Below are 15,992 nucleotides of genomic sequence, written 5' to 3'. Positions count from 1 at the left end.
ATTTAATTAAAATTATTTCAAAAAAAATTTGCAAAAATACACATTTTTAGAAACATATAATAATTAAAAAAAAATAAAAATAATATCATAAGTAATTAGTAAGAGGATAATATGAAAGTTGTATGCTGTAAGAACTGTGGTGCGAAATACCAACTCGAAGATAACGACGATATCAGTACCTTTGAGTGTTCTTCATGCGCAGGTGACCTTGAATACTTGGAAGAATATTCTAATGAAGAAAATAACTCCCATTCATCATTCATTAGTTCATTTAAGTATGATAATTCACAAATAGTTCAATGTGAAGACTGCGGATTAAAATATAAAATCAAAAGCAGTGACAACATACTTGATTATGAATGTGACAGCTGCGGAGGCTCTTTAAGATATTTGGATGATGACTTAAATAAGGAATTAGACGAATATATTAAAGAAAGACGGGAAGAAGTCCAACACATTAGACAAGAAAACCAACATCAAGCTCCAGCACCTGAAATAGAAGAGCAAAATGAAGGTAATGAACGCTCCCTAAAATCAATTACAGGCAGATTAGGTAATTTCTTCTCTGAAGAGCGCATGCTAGAAATAGCAAAAGTTGAAAAAGAAGAAAATCTTAAACTCGAAGAAGAAGAGAAAAATTCCAAAACTGCAAGAACAACCATTCCTCAACCAGTTCTATCAAAATTTGGAAAAGAATTTGCTCTTCCTAAAACTAATGACTATAACATCCTTAAAAATTTCCTTAAGGATGAATTTTTCAAAGGAATGAACGAATACTATCCAAAAAATATGGAAAAACAAAAAGATACTGAAAGATCATTTGGAAGTATTATTGATAGACTTAGTATACCAGAACCTGGTGCAGAAGGTAATCCAAATACAGGTTCCCTATTTGAATCTGCCTCTGATGACTTCGACATTAGAAATATGGATACCAATACAACAATACTCCTCGTCGGAGCAGTTATTTTTGTTTTAAGTATTATTGAAGTACTATTAATAAATAGTGGTGTTGGAATCGTTGCTTTATTTATTGGAGTAATTATCTTAGTCTATGGTATTTATAGATCTAGAGACGTGAAAGAAACTGAAAAAAGAACCAAAATTATCAGAGACCATTTATTAACATTATCTGATGAATACTACGTGTTCTATAATGTGAAAACTCCAACTTCCAACTCTAGTATAAACCATTTGGTTGTAGGGCCAACAGGAATTTATGCACTTCTTTCCCAGAAATACAACCCTAAACTCAGATTGGAATCTGAAAATGAAAATCTCAGTTTGATTAATGCAAATGAATTGGATGAAGATAAAATAGAAGAGTTTTCCGATTCCGGAAACATGAGAAGATTTAGATACACTACAAAACAAGCTAAATTCTCCCAAGATGATAAAATCAAACAAAAAGCTTTGAGTTTAGGTGAAGATTTAATTAATTTCCTTAATGACAACAACATCAAAAACTGTTTTGTAGAGCCTTTAGTAGGTTTCATAAACAATGAAGTTGTTGTAATAAATATGCCTTTAACCGATGAAGACCTATTTATTGATGAGCTATTAAATCAAATCAAAACAAGTACTATAAAATTAGATTCTGAGACAATCGACAAATGTGCTGTTTTAATCAACAACTATTCTGCAGATTGTTCTTTAGAAATTTAATTTCTTTTTTTTATATTGGGATTTTGTAGAAATCCCATTAATTTTTTGTTTTTTAAAACCGACATTATCCTATTTTATCAAAGGTAATCAGACTATCTTTTAAAATATCTTCTGTTGCTGTTTTTCCGATTACTTCATCTGCCCTGAAAGGTTCAATTCCCATACCTGGCCTTTTAAATGCAATATCGGACTCATCGATGATTTCACCTTTCATGATATCCCTATCTGCAACGATAGATTTTCTAAATTCCTTTCTTGCATAGGATTCGCAAATCAAAGGTTGTTTATTCATGCGACCATTGATTTTTGATAAAAACAGGATATTTCTCTTGAATTTAATCACATCATCAGGATCCATAGCATAGCATGAATCGTCACTTGTTAAATTCTTATCGAAAGTGAAATGTTTTTCCAAAACATTAGCCCCATGATTAAAGGCAGCTGTTAAAACCATCATGTCGTCATCGGCTTGGGTGTGGTCGGAATATCCGATTTCATATTCCGGGAAATTTTGAGCCAAATCCTTAATCATCAAAAGGTTTGCATCCCTGTGGTCTGTTGGGAATGACAATATTGAATGCATTATTACAACATCGACAGTTGAAACATCTTCAATAGCCTTGATGGCATTTTTTATTTCAATCATGGTTGCGGCCCCTGTTGACAATAAAATCGGCTTGTTTTTCTTGGCGATGTGTTGAATAAACGGTATATTAGTAATGTCGGAAGATGATATCTGATAAACATCCAAAAACTCATCCAGATAGTCTGCAGAATCAAAGTCAAGAGGGGTTGATAGAAAAACCATCCCCATACTGTGGCAGTATTCGGCCAACAGTTTATATTCCCCAACTCCAAAAACGTCATATTTTTTAAAATCATCAAAATAGGAATTTATGGAATCTATATCCAGCCCTTCATAAGCAGATAAATCTCTTGAAAGGACATTCTCAGCAAGGTATGATTGAAACATCACCGCATCAATACCGCAGTCTCTAGCCTCATCAATCAAGTATTTTGCAGCATCCAAATAGGAAATTTTTTCCTCTTGGGCAAGATTGTAAAAGTTAATACTTATATCGGCTATTAAAAATGGTTTTTTATTGAAAACAATCATAACAATCTATTTTTTAAAATTAATCTTGCGATATTCCTCTTCCACAACAGAATACATGTTATCAAAGCCATATCTCAAGTCAAATGATAACATCCTCTCATTCAGTTCCAGTCTCAATTCATAATTTTCTAAAAGAGCCATGAACTGCTTAATGATGCCTTCCCTTCCAACTTCAGAGCCCAGACCCATATTAATAAATCCGTTGTCACGTCTTACGAAACTGTGGGAAAGTTCACGTTCATCCTCACACAAACATATTGTAGGAACACCGACAGAACAGACCTCATAGACGAACTTGCTTGAGGAAGTGAATACAATGTCTGCCTTGAATATGAATTCGCTGACATTTGAAACATCACGATAAATCTGAATTAAAGGATTTGATTCGTATTTGGAGATTAAATCCTCCAAACCTTCATAAGCCAAACCCACAATGACATCAATCCGGCCATCATAATCGCTTGCCACAAGAGCATCGACCACTTTTTCAGTGAGATTGCTGGAATCTGATTCGCCGAACTTAACCAGAACATTTGTCACGTCATTTCTGATTATTTTTGGGTTCTGGTAGAAATATTCATCCTTTAAGATGAAATACTTATATCCTGAATAAACATTTTCTTCTGAGGAATCATGCTCATATAAATCATCAAAGACAACATCCGCAAATTGAGATCCCACACCGACATCTTCAAAATTAATAACAAAATATCCTTCTTGCTTTAATGCAGATATATATCCTTCAGAAGTATTCAGCACGTCATTAATGACAATCTGAATATTATTTTCACTTAAGATTTTTAATAAATCAGGAAGGTCTTCAAACGTTTTGAATGAAAAATTTTTCTTCTCAAAAATTTCAGATCCCAAAGGATAATGCTCATCTGTTAAAAACAGAACTTCATGAAAAACTAATTTGGAAGCAATAGCCAGACATCTGTCAATATAACTGGTTCCAATCTCGTTGGACGCATTTACTACAATAGCAATTTTTTTCTTCTGCAGGTAATTTTCAGCAATCCACCAGTCTTCATAAGTCTCGATATTGACAGTTTCCTCACGGGACACCTCAACAATATCAATATTGGTTCCCAAACGGGAGTCTTCACGAACAAAAGCCCTTCTTGTTGCAAGAATTGCACCAGTCTCCCTAAATGATTTTGGCAAATCTTCCTTCCTAAGCCTTTCAATATAATTAGGGAAATACCTGTCATTGTTTTCATCGTATCCCCAGCTCAAGTGCCTGTCATCAACAACTGAAAGAACACTGTCCAAGCTGAAATCTTCAAATTTTTCAATGCATGCATCCAATGTTTGGGTTTTGATTAAAGGAGATGTTGGCTGGAGAGTAATTACAATATCATATTCATCCAATGCCAGTTTTTCCTTTTGAATCATTGCATCGTAAACAACAGGGTCAAGCAAAACTTCATCGGTAGACAGCTCTTCTGAACGTCTGACAACGCTTGCACCGAATTTTTCAGCAATCAATGCAATTTGAGAATCATCAGTGGTTACAACAACATCATCAACATATTGAGATGCCTTGGCAATTTCAATAGAATAAGATATAAGAGGTTTATTGTTCAATAGCCTTAAATTCTTACGAGGAATTCCCTTTGAACCACCCCTTGCCGGAATAACTACCAGTATCATATTATTGTTAAACATTTCTAATCACTTTAAATATAATCACTACTAAATATATAGGTAATATAATATTAAATCTTCGGTGTTAAAATGAAAAATATGTCAAAAGAATTAATAGAAAGAATCAATAAATTAGCCACCCCCGTTAAAATAATGCATGTTTGTGGCTCTCACGAACACACTATTATGGAAAATGGAATAAGAAGTCTGCTTCCGGAAGAAGTGGAAATTATTGCAGGACCTGGATGTCCAGTATGTGTTGTGCCTTCACGTGAAATCGATGAAGCATTGGAACTCATCGATAAGGGAGTTACAATTACAACCTTTGGAGACATGTTGAGAGTTCCGGGTTCTGAAAGGTCACTTGCCGATGCAAAGGCCGAAGGTGGAGATGTAAGAGTCGTATATGGAATCAACAGAGCTATTGAAATAGCAGAAAAAACTGACAATGATGTTGTATTCATTTCAGCAGGTTTTGAAACAACCGCTCCAACAACCGCAGCGGAACTTTTGGCCACACCTCCTGAAAACTTTTCAGTACTTTCATGCCACAGGCTGATTCCACCAGCCATCGATTATTTAATTAATTCCGGTGAAACAAGCCTGAACGCATTGATTCAACCGGGACATGTGTGTACCATAATCGGAACCAAACCGTTCGAGTATTTCTCAAAAGACTTTGGAATACCTCAGGCTGTTGCCGGATTCAATCCATTAGACATTTTAATGTCAGTATATATGATTTTAAGGCAAATTCATAATGAAACACCGAAAATTGAAAATGAATATGCAAGAGCCGTTCGTGAAGAGGGAAATGTAATCGCCCAGGACATGATGGAACGGGTATTTGAAGTGACTTCCAGAGAATGGAGAGGATTTCCAAAAATACCAAATTCCATTTTGGAAATAAAAGATGAATTCAGCGACTTTAATGCCCGTGAAAAATACGACATCGAAGTTAAAGACGTCAATGAAGCTCCTAAAGGATGCATTTGCGGACCTATTTTAAGAGGACTTGCAAGACCTGAAGACTGTAAGCTGTTTAGAAAAGCCTGCAATCCACTTCACCCAATCGGAGCATGTATGGTAAGTAAAGAAGGAACATGTAACATAGCCCACAGATATTCAAGAGGATAATATGACAATAGAAGCAATAGCAGTAGATATAGACGGAACAATTACAGATGAAACTCGGAAAATCTGCATATCCGCAATTGAAGCATTAAGAAAAGCAGAAAAAGCAGGAATCCCAACAATAATTGTAACAGGAAACGTTGTCAATTATGCTTATGCCGCAGAAGTACTTATCGGATGCAGCGGAGGACTCATTGCAGAAAACGGCGGAATCGTTTTTAAGGAAGGCGAAAACAACAATGCCGTTGAATCAATGGTGGACAGAGACTTTGTTACTTCTGCCGAAGAGCATCTGAAGGAAAAATTGGGCAAAAAATTCAACCAGCATGCATCACATGACAACATGTACAGATTGACTGAAACCGTATTTTATAAAACCCTTACCAAAGAAGAACTGGAAGAGGCTTTAAAAGACTTTAAATATTTAGATCAACTTGAACTTTATGACAGTGGCTTTGCACTCCACGTAACCGACAAAAGAGTTAACAAAGGAAGTTCACTGAGATACCTATGCGAAAGAAACGGAATCAATATGGATAATGTAATGGGTATCGGAGACAGTGAAAACGATCAGGACTTCCTTAAAGAGACAGGATATAAGATAGCAGTTGCAAATGCAGACGATGAACTGAAAAAAATAAGCACATATGCCTGTGAAAACTATTTTGGAGACGGAGTTGCAGAAGCTATTGAAAAATTTGCACTATAGTGATAACATGATATATGAAATAGCCGAAAAGGCAAAGAAAGCCGTTGAAAACGACTGCGATGATTATGAAATTTATATTGACAGCAAAAAACTTATCGAACTTGATTCAGAAAAGGACAAATTAAACTTTGCAAAGGAAGAGATAAAACAAGGCCTTGCAATAAGAGTGATAAAAGACAGCAAAATAGGCTTTGCATACACTTCAAACTTTGAGAAAATCACTGAAACAGGACTTAAGGCCATTGAAAATACTAAATTGAACAAAGAAGATGAAAATTATGCATTCTCTGAAGTTGAAAAGGTAAGTGATGTCAAAAATGTCTACGACAAGAAATTCGATGATTTGAACTTGGATGAATCAATCGAACTATTAAAAGACGTCATTGCAATGGCTGCCGACAGCGGATGTGAAGTTACAGGTTCCGGATTTGATGCCGAGTCAAAAAAATCATTGATTTTGAATTCAAATGGAGTGTCAATTGAAAATGAAGATACCTCATTTGGACTTTCCCTATCAGTTACACTTCAAAAAGAAGGAAAAATTTCAACAGCATACAACACCCAAAACTCAAGATTCTTTGATTTGAATGGTGAAAAACTAGCAAACGAAGTATGCAACCTTGCCAAAAGTTCCATTGACACCAAACCTGTTGAAACCGGTGATTATGATGTTGTTCTTGATTATTATGCCGCAATTGGACTTTTAAGAACATTCATATCTGCATTCGATGGTGAAAATGTAAGAAGAGGCAGGTCCATTTTGAAAGATAAAATCGGAAGTCAAATAGCCAATCCAACACTTTCAATTGTTGACAACCCACTTTTAGAAAAAGGATTGAAATCCGTGAAATGTGACGGAGAGGGAAGTGTTTCCCAGAAAACAGACTTGATTACTGACGGAGTTTTAAACTCCTTTTTATATGACATCTACACTGCAAACAAACAAAACACAAAAACAACATCAAACGGATTTAGACCGTCATATCTCACAGCCCCTATAATTGCACCAAGCAATCTTGAATTCAAGTTTAGTGAAATGAAAGACCTGTCTGAAATAGACAAAGGCGTTTTGACAACAAGCGTTTTAGGTGCACATACAGCCAACCCTATTTCCGGAGACTTTTCAGTTGAAGCAAACAATGCATTTAAAATTGAAAACGGAGAGCTGACAGATCCGATTAACAAGGCCATGATTTCCGGAAACATCTTTGAAATCATGAAAAAAGTAGAAGGTTTGAACTCTGAAATCAAACAGTATGGTCCGTTTATAATTCCTAAACTATTGGCCCACGATTTGAGAGTTGTAGGGCAATAAAAAAAATAGAAAAAGATGAAACTACATCTTTTTTAATCTTTTTCTATAACTATCAACAGAATCAGATTTATAATCAGTTGTTAAATAATCTGAAACCAGTTCCTTATTTTTATCGAATTCCTTGAATTTATCATTCATTATTTTATCCATTTCCTTATCCAATCTTTTGATTCTTTTTTCAAAAGAATACTCAGTTTTTTTAATATTTATATTGGATTTACGGGCAAGTTTTTCAATTTCCTCATCAATATCGATTTCCTTTTTAGCCATGAAATCACCTACATCTCTATGATAGGCAATTGAATTTCAGTAATGAATTCAGCTTCGTCATCGCAGTTATGTATCCCCTTAATCAGAACCTCTTTAGGTGATCCGATAATGTCATAGTGGTTTTTCTGTGCAACTTCAACCAACTGCTCATAAGTGTCGAGAATTGTGTCCGGTGAACCGTAATGAACTCCGGCAAGAACTTTGTTTTCAATCATGTCAACAACTCGAATCCTGTCAGTTCCATCAGGATCATCCTTAACAGGAATACTTACGTCATAAACGACATCATCCTGACCAACCTCATGTCTTGGTGAGAAATAAACAATAAATGGGTCGCCATCAGTTACAATGTCTTCAGTATCAACCCAATCCAATAATATGGAAAGGAAAATATCCAAATCTTCTATTGGAGTTTTACAATTAATGACCGCTAATTTTTGTTCTGGAATTACTTTAACTTCATAATCCATAATTACACCTACTTAAAATATTATTCTACTTAAATAAATAAACTTCTACTTCCTCACCTTCATCAACAAGCTCAACCAGTTTTGGAATTTTAACATATCCATCAGCTGTGGAAAGTGAAAATATCGCACCTGAATCCTTAAATATCGGATGAATTTCATCACCATCCACCTTCACAAGCTGATACTGCATCCTTCCAACCTGTGAGTGAATTCTTTTGGTGATTTTACCTTTTACGACTTCAAGCTCAAAGTCCCTGTCGATTCCTGCAAGTCTTGTTAAAGGCTCAGCAACAAATGCGTTAAATATCATCAGCGCAGAAACAGGATTTCCAGGAAGACCTATGACAATCTTACCGTCAATAACGCCTACAATTGTAGGTTTACCCGGCTGAACTGAAATTCCATGAATGTGGACTTCACCAAGCTCATCTAAAACATGTTTTAACACGTCTCCAAGACCTGCTGAGGTACCTCCGGAACATAGCAAAACATCAACTTCCTTTAGTGATTCGGCAATCTTATTCTTAACTTCGTCGTAGTCATCCCTCATGACCCCTAAGAATTTTGCATCCGCACCACAGGAAATTGCATCATTTTTAATCATTCCACCATTTACATCATAGATTTTTCCAAATGGCAGGTCTTCACCTTGAAGGGTGATTTCATTACCTGATGAGACTACACCAACTGTCGGTTTTTTATAAACTTCAATTGTTTCAAATCCCTGAGAGAGCAAAACACCGATTTTGCCGGGGTTTAAAAAGTCGCCTTTTTTTAATATTAACTTACCTTCTTCAATGTCTGAACCCTTTTTGGCAACATCCTGTGCAGGTGTTGCAGTTGTAAGAAGATTTACCTTACCGTCAAGTTTTTCTGCATATTCCACCATCACAACAGCCTCAGCACCTTCAGGCATGGCCGCACCAGTACTGATTTCAATGCATTTTCCCTTCTCAACTTTTTTATCAGTAACAGAACCTGCTTCCAAAAAGTCGATTACCTCCAATGTATTTGGAGACTCTTCAGATGCACCGAAACTGTCTTCTGCAAGAATTGCAAAACCATCCTTCAATGCTTTGTCGAAAGGAGGAAAATCCATTCTGGAATAAACGTCTTCATAAAGTATTCTTCCGTAAGCTTCATCCACATTGATCTGTTCACTTTGTGGATTTAAATTTTTATTGAATAAATCCTGAATAATATCAATAGCTTCATCACATTCTTTAATTTTTAAAAATTCAGTTCCCATAATTATCCCTTTAAATAGTATCCAATAACTTAATATATAATATATCAATATAAATATAAATAATTTAATTATATGTGAAAAGCTATCACATTTTTGGAGGAGAGTATTTGTCAAAACCTAATAACAATCAACAACAAGAATATAGGAGAGTAAGAACTCCTAAGAAAGGTGAAATACCTGGAATAGTCGAACAAATCATGGGACACGGAAAATTAAAAGTCCGCTGTGCTGACGGAAATATAAGGATGACAAGAATCCCAGGAAAAATGAAAAAACGTATTTGGATTCGTGAAGGAGACGTAATCCTTGTAAAACCATGGGATTTCCAAGCCGATGAAAAGGCAGATGTAATTTGGAGATATACAAAAACCGAATCTAATTGGCTTGAAAGAAAAGGCTACCTGAAAATGTAGTCTAACCACTTATTTTTTTTGATATAAATGGATGAAAAAATCGCCAAAGCCGACAAAGCACACGAAAAACTGCATTCCCGAAAGAGAAAAAAGGATAGTTCCGACAGAAAGGTCGGGAATGAAATTTTCGACAAACTGACACTAGAAACGTTATACAAACTGGCGAATCAGGGTTACATTGATGTTTTAAATGGTGCCATAAGTACCGGAAAAGAAGCGAATGTGCTTACAGGCATTACCGATGATGAAAAATTCGTAGCTGTCAAAATCTATAGAGTAGCTACTTCTGATTTTAAAAAGATGAATTACTATCTCAAAGGCGATCCTAGATTCAACATCAAAACCAAAAACAAAAGAAAAATCATCTACTCTTGGGTTACAAAGGAATTCAAGAATTTAACCAGACTTTATTCTGCAGGAGTAACCGTTCCAAAACCGATAACAAGTTCAAATAATGTATTAATTATTGAATTTATTGGCGATGAAAACGGCAATCCGGCACAGCCTGTCAAAAACCAGCCACCACAAAATCCCGATGAATTTTTCAACAAGTTACTTGTTCAGCTGAAACTCTTTGTTAATGAAGCAAAACTTGTGCACGGAGATCTGTCCAATTACAATATCCTGAATCTTAATGAGGAACCTGTGATTATTGACGTTTCACAGTCAGTGGTTTTGGACAATCCGATTTCAAAGGAATTGCTTGAACGGGACATTAACACACTGGTTCGTGAATACACCAAATTTGGAGTTAAAACCAGTTTTGAAGAAATTTGGGAATATATCGCCCCCAAATTTTAAATAAATCACCAATATCCAAATGACCTGGAAAATTTTGATAAGTATCGTAATCTTCTTCGACATATGTTCTGATTGCTTTTATGATCATTTCATCCAATTCTTTTGGATTGAATTTTTTCCAGTGCGTTAGTTCAAAAGCAGATTGCTCTTCAAAATCTACTGACTCAAATTTGTAGTAATAAATGAAAATAATTTATTATTCATGACCTATTTAAAGTTTTAGGTTCAAAATTGACCCCATTTCGTAAAATTGTAGTGAAAAAAACATAATATATAAAATTAACTATTCAAACATCCGTAAAATATTAAAAAGTAATCATGCAATTTAATTATAAATAACTTACTATCTCACTTGTAGCTCTTTCAAGTGATTTTCTCTCATTCGAGGTTAAATAGACTGAATCTTCCAGAATATAAACATACTCCATTAAATCTTCCACCAATCCATACCACGAATCATGACCTACTGCCAAATCATCCCCCAGTATTTCAGCTATCTTTTCAACTAAACTGCATGCAAATGAATGTTCTCTCATCTCAAGTATTTTTGGCAGTTCATTGTTTATGAAATCATATAATGCATATTCCATCATGTCAATATTGTAAATTCCAAAATCCACAAAAGACCTGTCTTCACCTGAACGAAATACTTGATCTAATTTATCAATGTAATACTGTTTATCAATTACAGATTCTTGGCCGAATTTATCTAAAAAAGCCTTTTTAAGTTTTGGATTTTGTTTCATCTCATTTTTCAGAAAATCACGAAGCTGATTTTCATCAATTGAACTTATTAAATCATCTTCACTTTTACTGCCTTTTAACAATTCAACGTGTTTTTCAATGTAAAATATTAATGCTGCTTCGTGTTTGCATGTATATTCTGATTTGCAGCTACAAAAAACATGATGCGGAGAGTGAAAAACAATGGGCGCCACTACTTCAAAACCATCAACTTTAGCAATAATTTCACCATCTTCAACATGCAAAATTTCTACTTCACAATTTTCTGCTCCATCTAATGAATCCTCATCAAAACTTAACTGCCAACCTTTCATATAATTATATATTTGCTGATTAAATAATAGTATTTATGTGAAAATTATTTAAATGAAGTGATTTTATGATTGATGGATATGATTGGCAGCTGGACTTTCACTATCGTGAAAACGGAACTGGTAAAAACTACTACAAATCAGGACGTGTCAAATTTATTGAGAAAAATGGAAATACAGTAAATGCAATTGTTTTAGATGATTATGAGTTTAAAGTAAAAATTAAATTATGTGATGAGAAATACGTTGATTCCATTTCATGCGAATGTGGTGAGCAATCATGCAAACATATGGCAGCATGCCTCCACCTCTTATCAAATGAAGACGTTCCAGATAATCAGAGAAAATTTAGAGAAATTGATGAAATCGTTGATAATTTAGAAAGTGATGAATTAATTATCTTTGTTAAAAAACAATTGAAAAACGATTTTAATTTCTACAGGGAATTTAAAAATGAATTTGAGCCTTGAATTCCCATATTTATTTAAAATAATCACTCAAATCTGTCTGATGAGTATTATCCATATTATTTTTCACAAAGTACTTGTCTTTAATTTCTTTATTAATTGATTTCAAATCTTCATGATTATCCAATAATCTATTAAGAATACTTTTTGAATCTTCTTTTGAAATAATACATCTATTAAACTTAAAATAATCCCAAGATTTTTCAAATGAATCCGTTACAGTTTTAATTGAAAATTCATCCTTCAATAACCTTAAATTATCTATATTTTCTTGGTTTAAAGGAATATAAAAATTATAATACGATTTATCTAAATAGACAGGATTAATTGCTAAACAAAATCTTATCATTTCCCATTTTAGTGCATCATCTAGATTTTCATCCAATTCTGCAAATATCGCTTTAGAGGAAAAACAATTTATTAAATAGTCAAAATCTTTTTTCTCCTTAGCCTTTTTAATATGTTCATCAAGATATTTAGAAACTATTTCGTTGAAATCTCCACCATTAGCATCCCAAAATCTGTTAAAATCATCAAAATCAAACATGCTTAAAAAATTCAAGTAAAGTTCAATCCAGGAATAGTCATTTAAATAATCTTTACCTTTTTGGGTTAAAAATAACTTATCAGAGACAAATTCATCCAATGAAATGTCACTTTCACCAATTCTATCAATTAACTCCTGTTTTCTTCCTGAAACTTTTAATCCATTATTCCTTAAAATATCTTTCAATTCATCAACTGTTAAATCACTATTAGCAAAATCCGACCAATTTTCTTTAGTAATTTCATAAGTAACATATCCTTCACTAAATAACAATTCAGAAAATATGTCTTGAGGCAATTTTAGATTGTTTATTATAAGAAATGCCAAATCCAAATTATGATATTCATCAATTAATTTTAAAATTTTAAATTGATCTAAATCATAGCTTGTGGGATAATCTTTTCCATAATTAATATTTTCAAGTTTGTATTTTCGATCCAGCCTTTCAAATAATTCCGACAGGGAAGAAACAGTATTGCCTTTATCAATGATTAATCCCTCTTCAAAATCATCATCTATAAAATCAAAATCAGGTTCATAAAACAGATTATAACCGCAGATTTGACATGATTCATCCGATAGATTTATAGGATTGTAACAATACGGACATATATTTGTATTCAACTGGAAAATATCCAATATGTCTATTTGTGAATCCAAATCGTTTAGGAAAAAGTTAAAACGGGTGATTATTCCATCATCTGTAACTTCTCCACGTTCATATTCTTCTGTTAAAACATCCTTAATTTCCTGAGCTTTATTTTTAGAAATGATTCCATCATCAATCATGTCTTGCATATAATCTGAAAATTCTTCGCCATGTCCTACAACTATATCAAATCCCAATTGAGATTTTGGCAATTTATCTTTTAAATCGAACATTATTTGAGTAAATTCTTCAGAATTCTGAAGGAATAAATCTTTGATTTCATTAAAATAACCATTATTTAATGATTTACGTTTTCCATACTCCTTAAAATCATTTTCAAGTTCTTGATGATAATAAATAATATTTCGTCCGGGAGTTGAGATATCCCTAAGCAACAAACTGGAACGAATATCCAAATCATATATATTAGAAGACATTATTTGCTCATCATCAAATTCTTCATTAGAATTGGATAATATATCCTCATTTTTAAAATCAAAGCTAATGGCACTAGCTACAATATTTTCACTTAATTTAAATGCAAATCCATAATGAATTAAGATTTCAACAAGATTTTTTGTTGGTTGTAAAATACTTAATGAATTACCCGCTGCAAGAAGTATATTAATTTCCAATAAAAATAATGAATTACCTCTAAATTCCGGTAAAACATAAATTTCATTTAAAACAAAATTCGTTGCTGAATTTAATCCGTAAAAAGCAAATCCCACAACTTTATTTTCAAATAATATCTCTTTGAAAACATCTCCCCATTTATTTTCTAGTACAAACCCTTCATTTTGAATAGATTCATAAATATACTCATAATCCTTTTTTAAAATTGATTCGACATCTAAATAATCAGATAAATCATTGTGAATAATTTTAGGATTATCATCATTTCTAATAATGAATTTTGTAGTCATGGACAATTCCCCATTAATAACTATTGATTTTTTATTAAATATATTAATCGATTTTTCTATAAATAAACCGTACACCATCTTTAATCTTATCTACAATCTTCATATCAACTAAATCGTTTAAATCTTTGGTTGCGGTGTTTCTTACAACACTAAACATGCCCATGTACTCTTTTATTGTAATTTCAGAAACATCATTCATTCTTAAGAATTGTTTTTGGCGTGCATTTAATCCATTTTCATTTTCATTTGATCTGAATATTACCTTGAAAAATCCTTCAGATTCTATAAATTCAGGTTCTTCCAAATCGTTTAATCTCATTGCATCTTTCATACGTTTTATACCAGTTCCAACATGCTCCATATATGTTGTTTTTGAAAATATATTGCATATTGTTTCATTTCTGTGGAGTGGCTCATTTTCTCCCAAGTCTTCTACAGTTAATGGGTATACCAAACGTCCAGGGCTTTTTATTTCAATTCTGTCATTGTAGATATAGAACGTTATTGCGGCAGTTGTTATTGTATAATCTCTATGAGCCAAGGCATTTACAAGTGCTTCACGTATCGCTTCATAAGGGTATTCTTGAATTGTTTCTCTTTTAAAACCTTTAACTTGTGAGATATTAACCAAGGTTTTATTGAAGAATAGTTCTGCTTCTTTGAGTAATTTTAAAAAGGACATGTTGAATTCTGCCTTATCAAATGTTTTTACTCCTTCATCGTCGAAAAAGCGAATCATTCTGACTTGATGTGATAAGTTAAATTTGGAGATGTCTTTGGCAAAGAATAATGCTCCTGCAGTGTTTAATCTGAATTCACCATCCACATATTCCCCAGCACGTATTGTTGATAGGACTTTTGTCAATCCTTTTTCATCCCTTATCTTTTCAATTGGTTCGTAATCTAACACATTAAAAAACATGTCCAATGCATCCAAATCAACATCATCGCATGAAGAGTTTAAAAGTATTTCAGAATCGAAAGCCCTGTAATTCCTCAAGTTTTTGGCAATAAAATCACCTAAACTTTCTTTAATTGCATTCATCAAATCATATCGATTATTAAATCGGGTATAACTATGATTGCTGACTTTTTTAATGAATGCTTCAGTTTTATCTTCCCTGAATTCAACATCTTTAATATAGATTAATGCATCATTATGTGTCTTGTTATAGAGATTATATTCAAGTTCTGTTGGCGATATTCCTGATTCAAGAATACTTCCATAATCCGAACCAATCAAACCAATGTAAATGTCTGAATTGATAGCTTCATCAGAATATACCTCTCTAGGAGAAGCTCCCAATGCAGATAACTCTTCATAAAGGAAAACATCAAAAAATTTATTTAAAATATAATCATTTTCAATTTCTTGCTTGATGAACTTTCGCTCATGCTCAAATTCCTTTCGAACACTGCTAACAAAAATCTTATACTTCATGCTTTTACCCTCTTTTATTAAACATCAGAAATACACTTGAAATGATAATATGCTTTTCATAGTATTAAGTAATATAATATCAAATTATTAAGTATATAAACTTTTTGTAAATAA

15 protein-coding genes are annotated in these 15,992 nt (G+C 33.2%); 7 read left to right on the top strand and 8 right to left on the bottom strand.

All coding sequences use genetic code 11. From position 1 onward, the window contains the following. The first annotated feature begins 111 nt into the window (after positions 1 to 111). The gene (locus tag ACKI2P_RS11095) at positions 112 to 1,665 is read left to right on the top strand and encodes an NERD domain-containing protein (protein WP_407377583.1); all 1,554 of its coding nucleotides are present in this window, start codon (positions 112 to 114) and stop codon (positions 1,663 to 1,665) included. A 64-nt stretch (positions 1,666 to 1,729) separates the two neighbouring features. Here the strand turns inward: ACKI2P_RS11095 and ACKI2P_RS11090 are convergent, their stop codons facing one another. Both ACKI2P_RS11090 and ACKI2P_RS11085 read right to left on the bottom strand, forming a co-directional pair. Further along, a complete protein-coding gene (locus ACKI2P_RS11090; RefSeq protein ID WP_407377581.1) occupies positions 1,730 to 2,782 on the bottom strand; it encodes an N-acetylneuraminate synthase family protein in 1,053 nt (350 codons plus the stop codon). A gap of 6 nt (positions 2,783 to 2,788) precedes the next feature. Further along, positions 2,789 to 4,453, bottom strand: a complete 1,665-nt coding sequence (locus ACKI2P_RS11085) for a cytidylyltransferase domain-containing protein (protein WP_407377579.1) — start codon at positions 4,451 to 4,453, stop codon at positions 2,789 to 2,791. Positions 4,454 to 4,522: 69 nt separating this feature from the next. Between ACKI2P_RS11085 and hypD the strand changes: the two genes are divergently transcribed. From hypD to ACKI2P_RS11070, 3 genes are read left to right on the top strand one after another with little or no spacing between them, the layout of a single operon-like run. Next, positions 4,523 to 5,569, top strand: coding sequence for a hydrogenase formation protein HypD (gene hypD / locus ACKI2P_RS11080; RefSeq protein WP_407377577.1), 1,047 nt, complete (start codon positions 4,523 to 4,525; stop codon positions 5,567 to 5,569). Position 5,570: 1 nt separating this feature from the next. Continuing rightward, positions 5,571 to 6,275 carry a phosphoglycolate phosphatase gene (locus tag ACKI2P_RS11075; protein WP_407377576.1) on the top strand — a complete coding sequence of 235 codons (705 nt, stop codon included), beginning with the start codon at positions 5,571 to 5,573 and terminating at the stop codon, positions 6,273 to 6,275. 7 nt (positions 6,276 to 6,282) lie between these two features. Continuing rightward, positions 6,283 to 7,590, top strand: coding sequence for a TldD/PmbA family protein (locus ACKI2P_RS11070; RefSeq protein WP_407377574.1), 1,308 nt, complete (start codon positions 6,283 to 6,285; stop codon positions 7,588 to 7,590). Positions 7,591 to 7,611: 21 nt separating this feature from the next. Here the strand turns inward: ACKI2P_RS11070 and ACKI2P_RS11065 are convergent, their stop codons facing one another. The 3 genes from ACKI2P_RS11065 to glp are packed head-to-tail and all read right to left on the bottom strand — an operon-like array spanning position 7,612 to position 9,579. Then, the gene (locus tag ACKI2P_RS11065; protein WP_407377573.1) at positions 7,612 to 7,860 is read right to left on the bottom strand and encodes a hypothetical protein; all 249 of its coding nucleotides are present in this window, start codon (positions 7,858 to 7,860) and stop codon (positions 7,612 to 7,614) included. A gap of 8 nt (positions 7,861 to 7,868) precedes the next feature. Continuing rightward, on the bottom strand, positions 7,869 to 8,330 hold the full coding sequence (locus tag ACKI2P_RS11060) for a GyrI-like domain-containing protein (protein WP_407377572.1): 462 nt from the start codon (positions 8,328 to 8,330) through the stop codon (positions 7,869 to 7,871). 25 nt (positions 8,331 to 8,355) lie between these two features. Then, a complete protein-coding gene (gene glp, locus ACKI2P_RS11055; RefSeq protein ID WP_407377571.1) occupies positions 8,356 to 9,579 on the bottom strand; it encodes a gephyrin-like molybdotransferase Glp in 1,224 nt (407 codons plus the stop codon). A 107-nt stretch (positions 9,580 to 9,686) separates the two neighbouring features. Between glp and eif1A the strand changes: the two genes are divergently transcribed. Beyond that, positions 9,687 to 9,992, top strand: coding sequence for a translation initiation factor eIF-1A (gene eif1A / locus ACKI2P_RS11050; RefSeq protein ID WP_407377570.1), 306 nt, complete (start codon positions 9,687 to 9,689; stop codon positions 9,990 to 9,992). Between the two features lie 27 nt (positions 9,993 to 10,019). Then, on the top strand, positions 10,020 to 10,793 hold the full coding sequence (locus ACKI2P_RS11045) for a serine protein kinase RIO (protein WP_407377568.1): 774 nt from the start codon (positions 10,020 to 10,022) through the stop codon (positions 10,791 to 10,793). Positions 10,794 to 11,122: 329 nt separating this feature from the next. Here the strand turns inward: ACKI2P_RS11045 and ACKI2P_RS11040 are convergent, their stop codons facing one another. Then, positions 11,123 to 11,851, bottom strand: coding sequence for a hypothetical protein (locus ACKI2P_RS11040; RefSeq protein WP_296891027.1), 729 nt, complete (start codon positions 11,849 to 11,851; stop codon positions 11,123 to 11,125). Between the two features lie 65 nt (positions 11,852 to 11,916). Here ACKI2P_RS11040 and ACKI2P_RS11035 point away from each other — a divergent pair, with 65 nt between their 5' ends. Then, positions 11,917 to 12,318 (top strand): SWIM zinc finger domain-containing protein, encoded by a 402-nt coding sequence (locus ACKI2P_RS11035; RefSeq protein ID WP_296891026.1) that lies wholly within the window; start codon positions 11,917 to 11,919, stop codon positions 12,316 to 12,318. Positions 12,319 to 12,328: 10 nt separating this feature from the next. On the opposite strand, the gene ACKI2P_RS11030 is transcribed toward ACKI2P_RS11035, so the two are convergent. Continuing rightward, positions 12,329 to 14,437 (bottom strand): SAP domain-containing protein, encoded by a 2,109-nt coding sequence (locus tag ACKI2P_RS11030; protein ID WP_407377566.1) that lies wholly within the window; start codon positions 14,435 to 14,437, stop codon positions 12,329 to 12,331. Positions 14,438 to 14,480: 43 nt separating this feature from the next. Then, positions 14,481 to 15,878, bottom strand: coding sequence for an ATP-binding protein (locus ACKI2P_RS11025; RefSeq protein WP_407377564.1), 1,398 nt, complete (start codon positions 15,876 to 15,878; stop codon positions 14,481 to 14,483). Between the last annotated feature and the right edge of the window lie 114 nt (positions 15,879 to 15,992).

Origin of the sequence: Methanobrevibacter sp. (assembly GCF_045541095.1) — an archaeon.
Lineage (GTDB): Archaea > Methanobacteriota > Methanobacteria > Methanobacteriales > Methanobacteriaceae > Methanocatella.
The sequence above is the reverse complement of the archived record's forward strand: the minus strand, read 5'-3'. Positions and strand labels throughout refer to the sequence as shown.

Excerpts from the sequence above, each read along its gene's own strand:
- ACKI2P_RS11095 (WP_407377583.1), top strand. The coding sequence starts at position 112 with ATGAAAGTTGTATGCTGTAAGAACTGTGGTGCGAAATACCAACTCGAA.
- ACKI2P_RS11090 (WP_407377581.1), bottom strand. The coding sequence starts at position 2,782 with ATGATTGTTTTCAATAAAAAACCATTTTTAATAGCCGATATAAGTATT.
- ACKI2P_RS11085 (WP_407377579.1), bottom strand. The coding sequence starts at position 4,453 with ATGTTTAACAATAATATGATACTGGTAGTTATTCCGGCAAGGGGTGGT.
- hypD (WP_407377577.1), top strand. The coding sequence starts at position 4,523 with ATGAAAAATATGTCAAAAGAATTAATAGAAAGAATCAATAAATTAGCC.
- ACKI2P_RS11075 (WP_407377576.1), top strand. The coding sequence starts at position 5,571 with ATGACAATAGAAGCAATAGCAGTAGATATAGACGGAACAATTACAGAT.
- ACKI2P_RS11070 (WP_407377574.1), top strand. The coding sequence starts at position 6,283 with ATGATATATGAAATAGCCGAAAAGGCAAAGAAAGCCGTTGAAAACGAC.
- ACKI2P_RS11065 (WP_407377573.1), bottom strand. The coding sequence starts at position 7,860 with ATGGCTAAAAAGGAAATCGATATTGATGAGGAAATTGAAAAACTTGCC.
- ACKI2P_RS11060 (WP_407377572.1), bottom strand. The coding sequence starts at position 8,330 with ATGGATTATGAAGTTAAAGTAATTCCAGAACAAAAATTAGCGGTCATT.
- glp (WP_407377571.1), bottom strand. The coding sequence starts at position 9,579 with ATGGGAACTGAATTTTTAAAAATTAAAGAATGTGATGAAGCTATTGAT.
- ACKI2P_RS11045 (WP_407377568.1), top strand. The coding sequence starts at position 10,020 with ATGGATGAAAAAATCGCCAAAGCCGACAAAGCACACGAAAAACTGCAT.
- ACKI2P_RS11040 (WP_296891027.1), bottom strand. The coding sequence starts at position 11,851 with ATGAAAGGTTGGCAGTTAAGTTTTGATGAGGATTCATTAGATGGAGCA.
- ACKI2P_RS11035 (WP_296891026.1), top strand. The coding sequence starts at position 11,917 with ATGATTGATGGATATGATTGGCAGCTGGACTTTCACTATCGTGAAAAC.
- ACKI2P_RS11030 (WP_407377566.1), bottom strand. The coding sequence starts at position 14,437 with ATGACTACAAAATTCATTATTAGAAATGATGATAATCCTAAAATTATT.
- ACKI2P_RS11025 (WP_407377564.1), bottom strand. The coding sequence starts at position 15,878 with ATGAAGTATAAGATTTTTGTTAGCAGTGTTCGAAAGGAATTTGAGCAT.